The 16,632-nt window shown below is 39.7% G+C and carries 13 protein-coding genes; 8 read left to right on the top strand and 5 right to left on the bottom strand.

Annotation, left to right across the window (positions count from 1 at the left end):
• Window positions 1-194: 194 nt before the first annotated feature.
• From C7972_RS08125 to C7972_RS08090, 8 genes are all read left to right on the top strand, one after another.
• Window positions 195-3,377 (top strand): TonB-dependent receptor, encoded by a 3,183-nt coding sequence (locus tag C7972_RS08125; RefSeq protein ID WP_110355711.1) that lies wholly within the window; start codon window positions 195-197, stop codon window positions 3,375-3,377.
• 10 nt (window positions 3,378-3,387) lie between these two features.
• Window positions 3,388-4,722 (top strand): RagB/SusD family nutrient uptake outer membrane protein, encoded by a 1,335-nt coding sequence (locus C7972_RS08120; RefSeq protein ID WP_220020880.1) that lies wholly within the window; start codon window positions 3,388-3,390, stop codon window positions 4,720-4,722.
• A gap of 207 nt (window positions 4,723-4,929) precedes the next feature.
• Complete coding sequence (locus C7972_RS08115; RefSeq protein WP_110355710.1) at window positions 4,930-5,637, top strand: FadR/GntR family transcriptional regulator; 708 nt, start codon at window positions 4,930-4,932, stop codon at window positions 5,635-5,637.
• A gap of 232 nt (window positions 5,638-5,869) precedes the next feature.
• Window positions 5,870-7,153 (top strand): MFS transporter, encoded by a 1,284-nt coding sequence (locus C7972_RS08110; protein WP_110355709.1) that lies wholly within the window; start codon window positions 5,870-5,872, stop codon window positions 7,151-7,153.
• A gap of 29 nt (window positions 7,154-7,182) precedes the next feature.
• A complete protein-coding gene (locus tag C7972_RS08105) occupies window positions 7,183-7,947 on the top strand; it encodes an SDR family NAD(P)-dependent oxidoreductase (RefSeq protein ID WP_110355708.1) in 765 nt (254 codons plus the stop codon).
• Window positions 7,948-8,258: 311 nt separating this feature from the next.
• Window positions 8,259-9,482, top strand: coding sequence for a 6-phosphofructokinase (locus tag C7972_RS08100; protein ID WP_110355707.1), 1,224 nt, complete (start codon window positions 8,259-8,261; stop codon window positions 9,480-9,482).
• 6 nt (window positions 9,483-9,488) lie between these two features.
• Window positions 9,489-10,157 (top strand): bifunctional 4-hydroxy-2-oxoglutarate aldolase/2-dehydro-3-deoxy-phosphogluconate aldolase, encoded by a 669-nt coding sequence (locus C7972_RS08095; protein WP_110355706.1) that lies wholly within the window; start codon window positions 9,489-9,491, stop codon window positions 10,155-10,157.
• A gap of 3 nt (window positions 10,158-10,160) precedes the next feature.
• Window positions 10,161-11,438, top strand: a complete 1,278-nt coding sequence (locus tag C7972_RS08090; RefSeq protein ID WP_110355705.1) for an Nramp family divalent metal transporter — start codon at window positions 10,161-10,163, stop codon at window positions 11,436-11,438.
• A 12-nt stretch (window positions 11,439-11,450) separates the two neighbouring features.
• Here the strand turns inward: C7972_RS08090 and C7972_RS08085 are convergent, their stop codons facing one another.
• The 5 genes from C7972_RS08085 to C7972_RS08060 all read right to left on the bottom strand — a co-directional run bounded on the left by C7972_RS08085 (window position 11,451) and on the right by C7972_RS08060 (window position 16,608).
• Window positions 11,451-12,167, bottom strand: a complete 717-nt coding sequence (locus C7972_RS08085; RefSeq protein WP_110355837.1) for a sugar isomerase domain-containing protein — start codon at window positions 12,165-12,167, stop codon at window positions 11,451-11,453.
• A 405-nt stretch (window positions 12,168-12,572) separates the two neighbouring features.
• Entirely contained in the window at window positions 12,573-12,764 is a 192-nt protein-coding gene (locus C7972_RS08075) for a cold-shock protein (protein ID WP_031442744.1), read from the bottom strand.
• 125 nt (window positions 12,765-12,889) lie between these two features.
• Window positions 12,890-14,020 carry an OmpA family protein gene (locus tag C7972_RS08070; RefSeq protein ID WP_258364795.1) on the bottom strand — a complete coding sequence of 377 codons (1,131 nt, stop codon included), beginning with the start codon at window positions 14,018-14,020 and terminating at the stop codon, window positions 12,890-12,892.
• A gap of 106 nt (window positions 14,021-14,126) precedes the next feature.
• Window positions 14,127-14,552, bottom strand: a complete 426-nt coding sequence (locus C7972_RS08065; protein ID WP_110355703.1) for a hypothetical protein — start codon at window positions 14,550-14,552, stop codon at window positions 14,127-14,129.
• 304 nt (window positions 14,553-14,856) lie between these two features.
• Window positions 14,857-16,608: a TonB-dependent receptor domain-containing protein gene (locus tag C7972_RS08060; RefSeq protein ID WP_110355702.1), complete on the bottom strand. Its 1,752-nt coding sequence runs from the start codon at window positions 16,606-16,608 to the stop codon at window positions 14,857-14,859.
• Between the last annotated feature and the right edge of the window lie 24 nt (window positions 16,609-16,632).

The raw sequence follows: 16,632 nt of genomic DNA, 5'->3' as shown, positions 1-16,632 counted from the left end.
AAGGGAAGTAATACCCAAACATGCAAATATTACTATAAGCATATCTACTGCAAAACTAAACAATTTCATTTAATATTAGTGCAGTAATGTGTTTAAGTAAGTTGAAGGACTTAATGTGAAAAAATCACATAATTAGGAACCAATGGACAATGAGCCATTTTTAATCACTTGTTACTAACTTAATTAAATCACTAATGAAATTCAAAACTAATTTAATTCTAACAGTAGTATTGTTATTCAATATTGCACTGTTCGCCCAAGATGGTCGTACGCTGTCCGGAACGGTAACCGATGCTGCCATGGTCCCAGTGCCCGGAGTGAACGTAATTATTGCCAATACTACCACTGGAACGGCAACCGACTTTGATGGAAATTATCAAATTATGATAAAAAATGGGGACGTATTACAATTTTCATCTTTGGGATATGTTACCCAATCCATAACTATTACAAATCAAGAACAATTAAATATCACCCTGCAAGAAGACGCAAGTCAACTTGATGAGGTAGTGGTAGTTGGATATGGTACCATTAAAAAATCGCACCTAACCGGAGCGGTGGCAAAAGTAGGTGGAGATGAAGTTGCTGCTGTTCAAGTTGCCCGTGTGGATGATGCTTTGGCAGGTAAGTTATCTGGAGTGAGGATTCAAAATCAAAGTGGAGAACCTGGTGCGGATCCAAAAATCCAAATAAGGGCGGCCTCTTCTGTTTCCGGTGATTCGGGACCACTAATTGTTGTGGATGGTTATCCAATTTCAGGCAATTTGGCCACCGTTAACCCCAACGATATAGAAAGTCTAGAGGTATTAAAAGATGCAGCTTCTGCCGCTATTTATGGTTCTTTAGGTGCCAACGGTGTTATTCTGGTAACTACCAAAAAAGGAAAATCGGGCAAAGTTAATTTTAGTTATAATTCCTATGCAAGTACCTCAAGCAAGTATGTGAAGGACATCGAAATGCTTAAGACAGCAGGAGAATGGGCCAAAGAGTTACAGACCAGTGCTTATGATCTTTCCGAAACCGACCCAGGGTTATTGGCTTACAGACTGGATGCATACGCCAATGCGCCCGATGTGGTAAGTATAGAAGACTGGCTTTTCAAAAATGGTAGTACAACCAATCATGATTTCAGTGTGAGCGGCGGGTCCGAAAACCTAAAGGCCTTTGCTTCAATTGGTTACTTAAAAACCGATGGTATCGTAAAAGGGCAAGGCTATGAAAGGTATAACGGACGTATGAACCTAGATGCCAACTTGGGTTCCAAGTTAAAGGCCGGGTTGAGCATGAATGGTTATTATGGAAAACAAGATATTGTTCCTTGGGAAATGAGGGATCTTTTAAGATCATATAGCATTAGTCCTATATACCATACGCAAGCCTCAATTGATTTCGTTCAGCAATTGGATCGTAATAGACAGGCCTTATTCGATTCTGGATTTACTGGAAATAACATAGGTAGATCGTTTGACCAGGATTATAGAGGTATCGGTCTGGACCCTACAAGTATCTATGACCTGCAACCCGGTGATGTAGTCCACGATTGGCAATACGGCCGAAATCAAAACGGTATTGGAGGAACAGGAGATGCAGGTGTTGCCGCTAAGTTTGACAATTCCAGAAGATGGAAAAAGACCTATTTTGGAAATGTAAGTTCTTATTTGCAATATGAAATTATAAATGGGCTGAATATAAAAACAGTTTTTGGAGCAGATCTGGAAGACACACAGACCTACGAATACCATGGAATATTATCGGATGGTCAACAACGTTCCAATCAAACAGAGTTGGACATATCCAATATTAAAAAATCCACCGTATTAAGTACAACTACCCTGAGTTATGCAAAAGTACTTGCAGAGAAGCACGACATCTCTGCCGTTGCTGGAATGGAGTTTGTAAATACCTATTACAAGGGAATTGTAAACAATGGAACAAATGTACCATTTGGCCTGCCTTTAAATTATGATTTTTTCGACCCTGCAGATGTTATAACCAATGAGATTGATGAAACCCAATCAAGAAATGGATTTTTTGGAAGAATAGCCTATGCATTTGATGATCGTTATCTACTCTCGGCATCCATTAGGAGGGACGGTGATTCACGATTTGGAGCCAATGAAAAATACGCAGTTTTCCCAGCACTATCCTTAGGCTGGAATATTCACAATGAATCTTTCTTCGGAGATCGTGATACGTTTAGCCTATTTAAACTGAGGTTTAGTACTGGTTCTTTGGGAACAGCTTCATTCTTGGGTTCATATAATTCATTAAGCATTTTGGGTACCTCACCCACCGCTTATGGCACAGGTTTTCTAATTCCTGAGGATATCGCAAACCCGGATTTAACGTGGCAAACCAATAAAGAGACCAACTATGGTCTTGATACAGGGTTTATAAATAACCGTATCAGATTGAGTGTAGACTATTATACCTCTGATGTAAAAGATATGTTGATCAATCAAAGTGTTTCAGAAGTTCTTGGAACTCCTGCCATAAAACTTAATCGTGGTGATGTAACCAGTTCCGGTTTGGAAATTGAACTTAATACAAAAATAGTTTCCAATGAAAACTTCTCTTGGAATATCAATGCCAATGTATCAACTGCCAAATCGGAAATTACCAGTCTAGGGGAACTGACCGAACTGCCCAGGCAAATTTACGGTGGTCCAAGTGGTAGAGGTCCAGAGTTTAGAAACTATGTAGGAGGTGAAATTGGTGAAATGTGGGGGTATGAAGTAACTGGTGAGGTTGAAACGATACATATGTCAGATCCCTCCAGAGGCGTTGGATACGGTAGCGGGGAATGGTATGTTGTAGACCAAAACGGTGATGGTGAAATTACCTATGAGGAAGATTATGTAAAGTTGGGATCCGCAACACCTGATTTTTATTGGGGACTTTCAAGTTCAATGAACATCAGGAATTTTGATTTCTCCTTCCAATTCCAAGGGTCACAGGGAGCAGAACTTTACAATATCGATCCAATTTACTGGAAATCACAATTTGGCGGGAGATTAAAATCCAGTTTTGATGCCAATGATGACGGTATTGCCGATGCCAGTGGCAAGTTTTATCAGGAGACCAGGAATGCACATGGTTCAGGGATCCAAGATGCCTCGTTTGCAGCCTTGAGAAACCTTACTTTAGGATATACCCTTAATTCGGATTTAACCGATAAAATAGGCTTAAGTTCTATGAGAATTTACCTGGCAGCTACCAATTTGTTGTATATAATGGCAGATAATTATACCTCGTTCAACCCTGAAGGTGTAGAGATTGAAAATTCCGGTTATGCGGGTCCAACCACCTACGGATACCAGGAAGGTGCAAGCCCTATAGTAAGAAGTTTTACCTTGGGTATAAATGTAAATTTTTAATTAAGAAATCATGAAAAAAATGAAAACTATATATCTAGCAATAGTGTCCGTGTTGTTGATAACAGCCTGTGACAACGATTTGGACCAAACGCCGCCCTTATTACTTGAATCCAGTGCTTTGGAGGAATTTGGACCCGTTTTAAATGCAGCGTATTACTATCAATCCGGTGGTTCAACACCACTAGGGGTGATGGGCGACTTCAGGGCCGACAATATGTTGATGCTGGAAAGCCCGTATACGGCATTTGACACATACAATGCAGATTTGGGTGGTTTGGATTTGGTAGAGCAATTCTTTAGACCTTTCTATAGCAATTTATACAAGGCGATCTTAAGTACCAACAATGTCATTGATAATTCAACTGATGCCACTGAGATAGCCGAGGCAAAATTTCTTAGGGCCTTGTCCTACTTCAAATTGGTAATGGTTTTTGGTGATGTCACCGTCAATTTATCCCCTGCCCCCAGTCCATCCGATTTGTCCATTTTAACAAGGCAACCAGCTGCAGATGTGTACAATAATGTAATCATTCCCGACTTTCAAGACGCTATAGCTGGATTGGATAACTCTGGATTGACCAGTGGGCGCGCATCCAAAATAGCAGCTCAGGCTTTTCTCGGAAAAGTATACCTATATAGAGGTAATTTTACCGAAGCTGCAACAACGCTTGGAGCTGTTGTTAATAGTGCAGCGGCTGCAGGGATTACTTTGGAAAGCAACTTTGCCAACGTGGTAGTGGATGGTAATTCAGAAATCATTTTTGCTACCCCATTATCAACCTCGGTTCCAAACGCATACGGATCTGCCACCACCTTTGTAGGATGGTTTAGCGGGGCCGATACAAAATCGCTCACGCCCTTGGATCCTCGCTTAATTGACGCCTTTGACGCCAGTAGTGCCGCCGGTGGAGGTACGGATTTAAGAAAGGCGCTTACCATTGACACGGAAAATATGAATGGTAGTAATAAATATACCGGGGCCCTGGATCAAGACTATATAGACCTTAGATTGTCCGATGTAATTCTAATGTACGCTGAGGCACTGAACGAAAATAACGTTGCTGCAACAACTGTACTTCCATTATTGGATCCAATACGCACGAGGGCAGGTTTAAATAGTTTAACCGGAACCGTAAGCTCGCAAGCCGACGTTAGACAGGCAATAGCAGACGAAAGAAGAGTGGAGTTGGCCCTTGAAGGACATAGATGGTTCGATTTGGTGAGAACGGGTACCGTAAATATAGAAATGGGAGAAACGATCAGCAGTGACTATAATGTGTTTCCTATACCAAACTCGGAAATTCTTGCAAGCGATGGGGTTATAACACAAAATGAAGGTTACTAAAAATAAGTAGGATAATAAAAACAAGTATTACGGTTGGTTTTTTAATTGGAATTTACCAGCTTAAGGTCTGGCCGGTAAATTTCTTAAAACTGAAATAAATAAACCCATATTTTGGAATCGTAATTTTTAAAATTTCTTTCGGCTGTTGTTTTTGTGTAATTTTGATCAACCAATTTGGTTAACCAATTTAGAACTTATAAAATAGAAATGAAAATAGACATTCTCCCTAAAAACGAAAACGACGTAATACAGAAAGATATTATATCCAAAATCCGGGATTTTATTAATTATAAAAACTTGGAACCAGGAGACAAGTTGCCCTCGGAAAGAAAGCTTTCTGAAAAATTTGAAGTGAGCAGAAGCAATGTAAGGGAGGCTATACAGACCTTGGAATTTTACGGACTGCTAATATCAAAGCCACAGAGCGGTACGTTTATTGCCGATATTGGCCCCGTGGCAATGAATGGTATGATCACCGATATTTTGAGACTGGAAAAAGCAGATTTCAAATCTTTGGTGGAAACAAGGATATTATTGGAGTTAAAGACAGTTAAGCTGGCCTCATTGAGGAGGACCGATGAAGATTTAAAACAAATTGAAGAGGCTTTGGACGCCTACTCTGCCAAGGTGGAAAATGGGGAAAATGCCGTACAGGAAGATCTGTTGTTCCACTTGGCAATTGCCAAGGCATGTGGCAACAGTACCATCAACACATTTATGTTGACCATAACTCCGGAAATCATTACCAATTTCACCAAATATCATGTATGTGATAAGAATATTGCATTTATCGGTATACAAGAACATAGGGATATATATGAGGCCATAAAGAAGCAGGACCCCCAATTGGCCAAGGAAAAAATGAAAGTACATTTTAAAATGCTCTATCAATATTGTTATAATATTAAAAACTAATTTAAACTTGAGAAGTGGTAAAATCGCACACTTTTATCACTTTTTATAAAATAATCTGAAGGGAACCAATACTTAGAACAATACCCTAAAAGAAGGCGTTATATAAAATTCCAATTAAATACGCCCAAAATTTTCGGCTTTAATTCAAGTATTAAAAAGCACGGATATATCGTCCGCTTACCTTCTATGGCCTATAAATAAGATAGCAACAATAATAACAAAGCAAAATACTATGAAAATTAAAGGATTACGTTGGTTCATTATCGGTCTTATCTTTTTAGCAACTGTTATTAATTATATAGACAGAAGTGCTTTGTCCATTATGTGGGGCAATGAAAATGTTGAAGGTTCCATATCCCACTCCTTGGGCCTGACCAAAGATCACTATAGCTACATCCTCAACATTTTTATGGTAGCTTATGCCTTGGGGCAATTATTTTCGGGCAAACTGTTCGATAAGGTAGGTACCAGAATTGGATATGTAATCAGCATAGGTATTTGGAGTCTATCCACCTTATTGCACTCCACGGTGAGAGGGTTTTTATCATTGGCCTTTTTCAGAACTACTTTAGGATTGTCAGAAGCAGGAAACTGGCCTGGTGCCGTAAAAAGTAATGCAGAATGGTTTCCCATAAAAGAACGTGCCATTGCCCAAGGGTTGTTCAATGCCGGTGCCTCCATTGGATCGGTTATAGCCCCACCCCTAATAGCCCTCCTATTTGTGGCCTATGGTTGGGAAGTTACCTTTATAATAGTGGGGGCCATTGGGCTTTTATGGATTATTCCTTGGCTTATAATTAATAAGGCAGGACCTAAAAAACATCCTTGGATAACAGAGGAAGAACAAAAATATATTTCCGAAGGACAAAGTTTGGCCGATCAAAATGCTACTGAGGATCAAAAAGGATTAAGTCTTAAAGAGATACTTTCCTATAAAGAATCCTGGGCCATCGTTGCAAGTAGATTTTTCCTGGAACCTATCTGGTGGCTATTCGTAGGTTGGATGCCCATATATCTATTTGACGTGTATGGCTTTAATGTAAAAGAGGTTGGAATGTTCGCTTGGGTTCCTTATGTAGGTGCGGCCATAGGGAGTATTGCAGGCGGCTACGTTTCTGGAGTTATAATTTCCAGAACAAATTCAATTGATAAAGGTAGGAAAACTACCATTTTCATAGGCGGGGTCATTATGGCCCTAGGCCTTATTGCAACCATTTTATTTGCGGATACGCCTGAAAAATTTGTTGCGATCGTATTTATTGTCTTGTTCGGATTTCAATTTGCCATTGGAAATATCCAAACCCTGCCCAGCGACTTTTTTAGCGGTAAATCTGTAGGGTCATTGGCCGGTTTAGGTGGTATGGTAGGCGTGTTTTCAGTTATTGTCATGAACTTTTTGGTGCCAGTTATCGCGAAAGTTTCATATACCCCCATTTTTGTGGCCATAGCCATTTTTGTACCTCTTGGAGTAGGATCTATCTATTATTTCGCAAATAATATAAAGTCAGTAGAATAAATTAAAATTAATAATATAAAAATTGGAATATGAGTAATTCAAAGGGAAAAGTAGCAGTAATAACCGGAGCCACAGGGGGCATTGGTTTCGAAGTAGCAAAAAGATTGGGCAAGGACGGATACACAGTAGTATTGAACGGTATAGATGATGAAGGAGGGGCCAAAAGAATTAAAGAGCTTACGGCAGAAGGTATCACTGCCGAGTATTACGGATTTGATGTTACAAAGGAAGACGAAGTAACAGCCAACATTAATAAAATTGGTAAGAAATACGGTAAAATTGATGTCCTAGTGAACAATGCAGGTGGACTCGGAGGTAGGTCCAGGTTTGAAGAAATGACAACGGATTTTTACAGATTTGTAATGGCCTTGAACTTGGATTCTGTATTCTTTGCTTCAAGAGCTGCCATACCTTATCTAAAAAAAGGAGATCTACCTACCATCATTAATTATACATCCATTGCGGGTTGGAATGCCGGTGGACCCGGAGCAGGGATTTATGGAACATCCAAAGCAGGTGTTCATGCCATTACCAGGGCGTTGGCCAAAGACCTTGCCGAATATGGAATTAGAGTAAATGCGGTATCACCAGGAACCATTGATACTCCTTTCCATACCGAAATTAAATCTACCAAGCCCGAAGTTTTTGCTTCTTGGAAAAACAATATTTTATTGGGAAGATTAGGACAACCTGAAGAGGTAGCATCCGTAATTTCATTTTTAGCTGGTAAAGATGCCGCTTTCATTACAGCCGAAACCATCCAAATTGGTGGAGGACAGGGCTTAGGTATTTAATGGAACGGCAACAAGGCTTATCGTCTATAAATACCATGATAACTATTCATAGATTATGAGTTGAAATTAAAGCAACTGCCGGAACACTTTCAAAAAGTTAAGAAGGCACTACGGCAGTTGTGGTTTTAAGGTTGTACCAGGCTTTCAGCGGGACTTCTTTCTTTACTGGAATCCAATTGAAGTCATTAAAGTTTGCGGGCACTTGGCCAACACTTAATCATTATACACATTAAAAAGGGTAGTCTCAATTTTGAAAAATTATGGGGTCAAAATGTCCCTGTAATTGTAGCGCTGTTCTAAAAAAGATCGAAATGACCAAAAAAAAATCCATATTAATCATATGCGGAGGAGGTCCTGCGCCCGGTATCAATGCTGTTATCGGCACTGTGGCCAAAATCTTTTTAAAAGACGGATATAGGGTAATTGGACTACATGAAGGTTTTAAAGGAATCTTTTCAGAGCATCCCAAAATTAAAGAATTCGATTTCCCCCATGCAGATCGAATCTTTAGCCGAGGTGGATCCACTTTGATCATGAGTAGGTTCAAACCTGGCAATGAAAAATTGAACACTACCCTTTTTTCCAAAAACAATGTAAAACTATTGGTGAGTATAGGTGGTGACGACACTGCCTCAACTGCCAATAGAATTACGGGCTATTTAAAGAAAGAAAACATTCCAATATCGAACATTCATGTTCCCAAGACCATTGACAATGACCTGCCTTTACCGGATAGGAATCCCACTTTTGGTTTTCATTCAGCAAAGGACGAGGGAGTGCGAATTGGCACAACTACTTATGAAGACGCACGTACCAGTGAAAACTGGTTTGTAATGTCCACCATGGGAAGGTCGGCAGGGCATTTGGCCCTAGGCATCGCGGCAAGCTGCCATTTTCCAATGATGGTTATTCCTGAAATGTTCAACAAGACCAGCATTACCTTTGATAAGGTAGTCCGACTGATTATCTCCTCGATGGTCAAAAGAAAAATTGAAAATATAAATTATGGTGTAGCCCTCATTAGCGAAGGTGTTTTCCATATAATGCCAGAATCTGAAATCAAGCATTGTGGTATAAATTTCACCTACGATGACCACGGTCATCCTGAATTGGGCAATGTTAGCAAGTCCCATATTTTTAATATGCTGGTGCAACGGCAATTGAAAGAACTGGATATACACATTAAAAGTAGACCCGTTGAGCTAGGCTACGAGCTCAGGTGTTGCCGACCCATTGGATTTGACCTAACCCTATGCACCCTGTTGGGTTTGGGAGTCAAAAAATTATACGATGAAGGCCTAAGTGGATGCATTGTTACCGCCAATTCGAGGGGAGAGGTATCACCTCTTTTTTTGACGGACCTACAGGACAAAGATGGAAAAATAGCTCCGCGATTGGTTGATATCGATTCCGAATTTATCCGACTTTGTTTTCAAAATCTACACTATTTGGAAGAAAAGGATTATGAACGGGCAAGTCCTTATTTGGACAATCCATCGGACTATGATTTCAACAAAATATTAAACAAAGGGTAACAAAGAATGGCACAATATTCAAGAATAGAAGTAGCAACAGCAATGAAGGAAACCGGAATGGTCCCCTTATTCTACAATCCAGATATAGCACTTGGCAAAAAAGTGTTGCAAGCTTGCTACGACGGGGGCGCTAAATTAATGGAATTTACCGCTAGGGGCGACTTCGCTTTCGAAGTATTTTCGGCACTTAACAAATTTGCCATCACAGAACTTCCTGGAATGATGATGGGAGTTGGTTCCATAACCGATGCTGCAGCGGCATCACTATATATGAAAATGGGAGCTAACTTTATTGTAACCCCGTCCCTAAGGGAAGATATTGCGATTGCCTGTAATAGAAGAAAGGTCCTTTGGTCCCCTGGATGTGGTTCCCTTACCGAAATTAACAAGGCCGAGGAATTGGGTTGCGAAATCGTAAAATTGTTTCCCGGCGCTACCTATGGCCCCTCTTTTGTAAAGGCTATAAAAGGCCCACAACCTTGGACAAGTATCATGCCCACAGGAGGAGTTACTACGGATGCTTCCAATTTAAAAGCGTGGTTCGATGCTGGTGTAACCTGTGTAGGGCTGGGCTCCCAACTTATCAGTAAGGAAATATTAGACAACAAAGATTTTATAGGATTGGAATATACCGTTCGAGAAACTTTGGTGTCCATTAGAAAACTAAGAAAATAAAATATGGAAATCCGGACCACTAAAAAATCAATTCTAAAAAAGATTTTGGCTCTGGTATTGGCCTTTGGCCCAGGCATATTTGCCATTGGGTACACTATTGGCACAGGAAGTGTAACCTCCATGATCGTTGCAGGAAGTACCTACGGTATGCAATTGTTATGGGTTTTAATGCTGAGTTGCATTTTCTCTGGAATCTTAATGTTCTCCTATGGTAATTACGCCCTGGTTACGGGAGAAACAGCCTTATTTGCTTTTAAAAAGCATCTAAGATGGGGGAAGTTTATTGCCCTAATGATAATTATTGGTATTTCATTTGGACAATGGAATTCCCTTATGGGCATACTAGGGATTTCAGCCAACATTATATTTGAGATATTCCTTATCTATTTTCCCAATTTGAAGGGCTATCAATATGAGTCTGTTCTATTAATTGCCATTGTGGTCATTATAATCATGTATGGATTCCTCCTAGTAGGAAAGTATGCCTTCTTTGAAAAAATATTGGTCATTTTCGTCACCATTATGGGACTATCCTTTTTTATCTCACTTTTTATGGTCTACCCCTTGCCTATAGAGGTCGCTAAAGGGTTAATACCGTCCATACCAAAGGTGGAAGGGGGTAAAATGATGGTGGCCGCCTTTGTAGGCACCACCATGGCCGCCGCTACTTTCTTATCGCGACCTTTATTCGTAAAGGGCAAAGGCTGGAATATCAATCATCTAAAGCAGCAAAAAAAAGATTCCATAATAGCCGCCTGTCTGGTCTTTGTAATTAGTGCATCGGTAATGGCCGTAGCTAGTGGAGCTTTGTTTCACCAAGGCCAGCCGGTGACCAAAGTTTTGGATATGGTGAACACCTTAGAACCGGTGGCCGGAAAATTCGCCTTGACCCTTTTCTTCTTTGGAACTTTAAGTGCAGGATTATCTTCTATATTCCCCTGTTTATTGATAGCTCCCATTCTTTTGGCCGATTATCAATCCGGGGAATTGGATACCACTTCCAAACAATTTAAGATAATTACGGCCATTGCATGTCTGTTTGCACTTATTGTGCCCATTTTTGGTGCCAACCCTATAGAAATGCAGATTTTATCCCAGGTATTTAACGTATTTGTCCTGCCCTTGGTAATACTTGGAATTATTTTACTGATCAACAATAAAAAGCTGATGGGGCAACACAAAGCAAGTAAATTCCTAAATATAGGATTATATGCCGCCTTAATTTTTTCAATTATCATTTCTTACAATGGAATCGTAGCTCTTTTGGACTTCTTTAGATAACCCAAATGGGTACTAAAGATGTTTTGCCCGGGATTCATATTTTTGATAAAGTGCTTCGTTGTCCGCCTCATCTATGTTCTGACTTTGAAATACAGCGACATCCACTCCCCTGTCCAAATTAATCTTTATGGCTTCGGTTGAAATTATGTTTACAATGATCATCCCAAGTACGGATGAAGCCGGACCGATCAGTAGATCTTTAATGGAAATAACCCCGTCCCCTGACGGAACACAATTATCAATAACCAAATCTGCAATCTGATACAGTTTCTTTCCACTTTCATGCCTAGAAGCATACTTTCCTGATTGTTCCAAAGAAGTGATCGCTATAGTCCTTAAACCTTCCTTCTTGGCCTTCATGGCCATTTCCAATGGCAATGCATTTCTACCGGAGTTCGATACAACGATCAATACATCTCCTTTGTTAAATTGATATTTGTTCCAAAGAATTTCGGCAAGACCACCTATTTGCTCCATTGCGGCCGATCTCCTTGCCCCACTGGACATAAGTACCATGTCATCCATAATGGCATTTACATTGGCCAGATTGGACGCTCTACCGAACATTTCCATGCCTATCATTTGGGAATGACCTGTACCAATAGTGTGAATTATTCCATCGTTCTTAATAACCTCCGCTACCATTTTTGAGGCAGTGATCAATTGATCCTGCTGGTCTATGGCCATTTTGTCTATCAGCAATTTTATTTTATCCAAATATTCAAACATAGGAACTATAGAATTTAAGTTAAGGATGGAAACCAATGGCATTAATATTAGGTTGGCCTTTTCCTTTACCCCTAATACCAATTAATGTTTCTTAAACCAAGATAGAGAATAAAAACTTGGCCCAGCTATGGTCCAAAAATAATACTTCACCTATCACATGGGGAAACGTTAATTTACAACTTCACTTCATAATAATTGGTATTAAAACCTTAACCGAATACTTGCTTCCTATAAGGAATCCAACCAACGATCTGGATATTAGAACAAAAGACCCTGCCTTTTGGCGGGGTTCGTTCGACTATCGTATTCCAATGCGCCCGCGGCTTTTGAAATACGGGTCTCACGAACAAAAAAAAGCCTATCAAATGATAGGCCTTAGGTCTTAGGAAATTAAAAAAGTATATATTAAATAACTTTAACGTTTACTGCGTTTAATCCTTTTTTTCCTTCTTTTAGTTCAAACTCAACTTCATCGCCTTCGCGAATTTCGTCTATTAAACCAGAGATGTGTACAAAATGTTCTTTGTTAGAACCTTCTTCTGTGATGAACCCAAATCCTTTGGCATCGTTGAAAAATTTTACTGTTCCTCTACTCATTACTAAAATTTAAATTAATTACTTATTGTGAATCAAATATAGTTCCAAAAGTTTGAACCACAATCATTTATAGCCAACAATTTTACCAACCACTGTAAAAAAAAATCGCTTGCCCCTTTAAAAGCTTACTTTTCAGGGGTTTTTGAAATTATAAACTCCACCCTTCTATTACGTGCCCTGCCCACTTCATCCCCATTATTCCCTAACGGTTGCGCTGCTCCAAAACCGTTGTAGGTAATTCTTTGAACGGCCAAACCCAATTGGATCAATCTATTTGCTACCGCCATTGCACGTTTAACAGAAAGAGTGTTATTGTAGGAAGTGGTACCCAATTTGTCTGTATATCCATTTATTACAATGTTCAAAGTACTATCGGATTGCAAATAATGGTAAACGCGTTTTATTTCCTGCTCACCTTTTTCCCCTAGTTGAAACTCATCGAAATTAAAACGTACATTCTCAAATACATGTACCTCGTCCAGGGCATAGGACGGCATTCCTTCCCCAACATATACCATATCCAAGAAATAATAGGCCCCATTTACATTTTTTTTCTTTGCCAATCGCTGTCGCCTTGTAGAGGCATTGTTCTTAAAATTACCGATAATTATAAACTGTTCACCACCATTGGCAAGGAAGGTAGCGGATATCTTGGTCCACTTGGCATCATCAGAAATAAATTGGTTGCCCAAAATTTCGACCAGGGTAAATTCATTACCTTCAATTTTGGAAAGCTGCCATTTACTAAGTCCCTTTTTAATTGTAAGCTCAATTGGCCTTGCGGATAATAACACATCGAAATCACGAACAACATAATCCGAATTTTCGGCCAAGCTTACATAAAAGTACAAGGTATAGGTAACCCCCTTCTTCAGGGGCTCCTTTAACCCACCCTGGATATATTCCCTATAATCTTCGGGGGCATACATATAGAATCCTGAATAGCCCTCCCCAAATTTTGCCATTTGCTCTCCCATAAAATTCTTGGGTATGCCCATGCCAAGGCTACAGGAGTTAAAATAATCCGTGGTTCCCAAAGTGGGTACGGACCAATATTTTAGATCTTCCCCAAAGTTCCCTAAATGATCCGGGCAATCCAAAAAAGATTCAAAACTGGGATTTTCCACAAGGTTTTGGGACATGGCCCCTCCAAGGCATAATACGGACAAAATCCACAACCAATTTCTACAACCTACAATGAAGTGCCCCATACCAACCAAATTGTATGCAAAACTTCCTGCAAAAGGAATCCCCACTGTGCAAAAAGTTTAAGTACATTTTATCAAAAATAAAAAAACATCCCCATAAAAGGGGATGTTTGTAATAAATGACAAATATACAACTGACCTGTTTACTTGACCTTTAGGATTTATTTCTTTTACCTTTCAATGTGAATGAGCCTTCCATAGAATTGGCATTGCCCTTTATAACATCGTCCTCTACCTGCAAGGAAACTTGAACCTTACTACCCTCTATAAAAACCGCAAAGTTTACTTTATTCCCATTCACTTTTACCTCGGAAGCCGTCAAGGTATTATAGTTAACTTTTACAACTACCTTATACCCCTCCTTGTCCTTGGTAATAACCATCACTCCGGCACTATATTCATAAGGAACATCAGCTACGGTATAATCCCATGTACCAATGGGGGACTTATACACTATTTCAAATTCTTCGTTACCATTACTGGTACAAAAGGTACTATTGCTTGGATTTACTGCCAAAAGGGACATGCTGCAGGAAACAAATAAAATACATGCACAAAACAGTTTTACATTTTTTTTCATCTTATAAAGTTTTATAATTAATATTTAACAAGACAACAAAAGAAAGTTATCGAACATCAAAAACTAGTCTTTTTTTCTATTCTGTGACTAAATGTGCCGTAAGCGTTACGAACGGGACACCTTTATAAATTATAATTTACAAAATACAAGGGGCAGGCACCACTACAAACAAAAATACCTTACTGCCTTTTTGCCTTCCAAATAGAAAGCCAAAGGCAGAAGGTACCTATTTGGCGACCATAAAATTCCACGGGGTTTTTGGAAGATTATGACCAACCTATTGTGCTAGATATTCATTTTTGCCCTAAAGATCAAATTTGTACGTGGCTCCGGCCAACACTTGGAATCCCTGTACCCGATAATTGTTCCAGCGCATATAGTTCTGGTTCGCTATATTATTTGCCTTTGCAAAAACCGACAATTGCCCATTTATGCGATAGCCAATATGCGCATTGGCATCAAAATAGCTATCCAAGGTAACCGAAGTCATTGCAAAGTCTTCCGGCAAGGTTCCGGGAGAGGCAACGGTATAAAGATCGTCGCGTTCCCCTACATAAAAAAGATTGGCACCCATGAACCACTTCTCCCCTATCTGATAATCCATAAACATAGAGGCGGTTAAACCCGGTAGATTCCAGGCAGGGTTATCGGTTTCCGTATCATAATCATACACTTGGGCATTCACCCCTAGGCTAAAATTCCGGTTTACATCTACATTCAACTCCCCAAAAATGCCTAAGGTCTTTACGTCATCATAAAATACTTGGAAACTATTTCCATAATAATACCCCTTTTCATCTGTCCTAGAGGTATTTTCAGGATTTAACAAAAATAGAGGTTTTCTATTTTCCGCCATATAAGACCCTTTAAGATTATAACTTAGATTGGGTAACAGCTGCCCTTTTAAGCCTATGTAGGCATCATATTGTTGGTCCGTAGGCTGCATGTCCAAAGTGGGGGAAACATATGGATTCTCTTCTACAAATCCATAGAACGAGTTTTGTTTCAATTCTCCTTCCACCCCTCCATAAGCTATGGCTACCTCATCCAACAAACGATAGGAAGCCGTTATTGTGGGATAGATATAAAAATTGCCTTCACTGTTCTCCAAATCCATCCCATACACTAAATTAACGCCCAGGTTAAGCGAAAGATCGTCTCCCAAAATGTTAATATTGGGATTTATACCAACTTGCAAGTGCGAATAATCTATTCCGGGAAGATTGGATTCATTCCGCACTTGGCCATTTTTAAACTTACCCCCTACATAATCCACCTTGGCCTTCAGTGTCAATAACTCGTCCCCCAATGGAAATTCAAAGGCAGGCTTTAGTACGGCCCTATTTTCACCTGATTTCGTAGCATCCCAAAAACGTCTATACAATAAACTGGCACTCTTAAAAAAGGAATCTTCCAATTCCACAAAACCACCTGCAAATGCATTAAAATAGTTCTGCTTTTCCTCTATACCGTTCACTAGTTCCTCTGTATAATATCCATTGGGGATTCCGTACCAATTATATAGTTGATGTTGTGCCCCTATATTGCCGCCCCAACTTATATCCCTGTCCCTTTTAGTATAATTGGCGTCCAATTTGGTATTATAAAATACGTTATCCAAAGCGGTTCCGTCTATTTCCCCCCTAGAGGAGTGGTGGTTTAGGCTTATATCCAATCTTTCATCCCTGTTGAGGGCGCTACTGGTATAAAAATCCGCAAGGGCGTTATTATAATTGCCCAAACCTATGGAGGCATAGGAATTATATATTTTTTCCGGAGGGAGCTTTTCAACCCCGGAAGCCTTGCCCTTGGAAGGAGTAAAGGTAGAGGCAACAGGTACGGAAAATATACTGTAGTTGATAGGTTTTTTTTGTAAAACAATGGAATCGTTCAAAGTAGGAACCGACTTCACCTTAAACGCGTCCGAAATGGTAGGGGAATATGCCTTTACCACGGTCACCGTTTCCGTACCTAAATCCTTTTTATCGTCCTGTGCCAAACCGATCTGTAGAAAACCTAGAATAGCAAATATGGATAATTTAATGTGCTTGTGCATATTGTGTTCTTTTTGCAAGGAAAT

The organism is Arenibacter sp. ARW7G5Y1 (assembly GCF_003201775.1).
In the GTDB taxonomy this organism is placed as follows: domain Bacteria; phylum Bacteroidota; class Bacteroidia; order Flavobacteriales; family Flavobacteriaceae; genus Arenibacter.
The sequence above is the reverse complement of the archived record's forward strand: the minus strand, read 5'-3'. Positions and strand labels throughout refer to the sequence as shown.

Excerpts from the sequence above, each read along its gene's own strand:
- C7972_RS08090 (WP_110355705.1), top strand. The coding sequence starts at position 10,161 with ATGGAAATCCGGACCACTAAAAAATCAATTCTAAAAAAGATTTTGGCT.
- C7972_RS08085 (WP_110355837.1), bottom strand. The coding sequence starts at position 12,167 with ATGTTTGAATATTTGGATAAAATAAAATTGCTGATAGACAAAATGGCC.
- C7972_RS08075 (WP_031442744.1), bottom strand. The coding sequence starts at position 12,764 with ATGAGTAGAGGAACAGTAAAATTTTTCAACGATGCCAAAGGATTTGGG.
- C7972_RS08120 (WP_220020880.1), top strand. The coding sequence starts at position 3,388 with ATGAAAAAAATGAAAACTATATATCTAGCAATAGTGTCCGTGTTGTTG.
- C7972_RS08105 (WP_110355708.1), top strand. The coding sequence starts at position 7,183 with ATGAGTAATTCAAAGGGAAAAGTAGCAGTAATAACCGGAGCCACAGGG.
- C7972_RS08100 (WP_110355707.1), top strand. The coding sequence starts at position 8,259 with ATGACCAAAAAAAAATCCATATTAATCATATGCGGAGGAGGTCCTGCG.
- C7972_RS08065 (WP_110355703.1), bottom strand. The coding sequence starts at position 14,552 with ATGAAAAAAAATGTAAAACTGTTTTGTGCATGTATTTTATTTGTTTCC.
- C7972_RS08115 (WP_110355710.1), top strand. The coding sequence starts at position 4,930 with ATGAAAATAGACATTCTCCCTAAAAACGAAAACGACGTAATACAGAAA.
- C7972_RS08110 (WP_110355709.1), top strand. The coding sequence starts at position 5,870 with ATGAAAATTAAAGGATTACGTTGGTTCATTATCGGTCTTATCTTTTTA.
- C7972_RS08125 (WP_110355711.1), top strand. The coding sequence starts at position 195 with ATGAAATTCAAAACTAATTTAATTCTAACAGTAGTATTGTTATTCAAT.
- C7972_RS08095 (WP_110355706.1), top strand. The coding sequence starts at position 9,489 with ATGGCACAATATTCAAGAATAGAAGTAGCAACAGCAATGAAGGAAACC.
- C7972_RS08060 (WP_110355702.1), bottom strand. The coding sequence starts at position 16,608 with ATGCACAAGCACATTAAATTATCCATATTTGCTATTCTAGGTTTTCTA.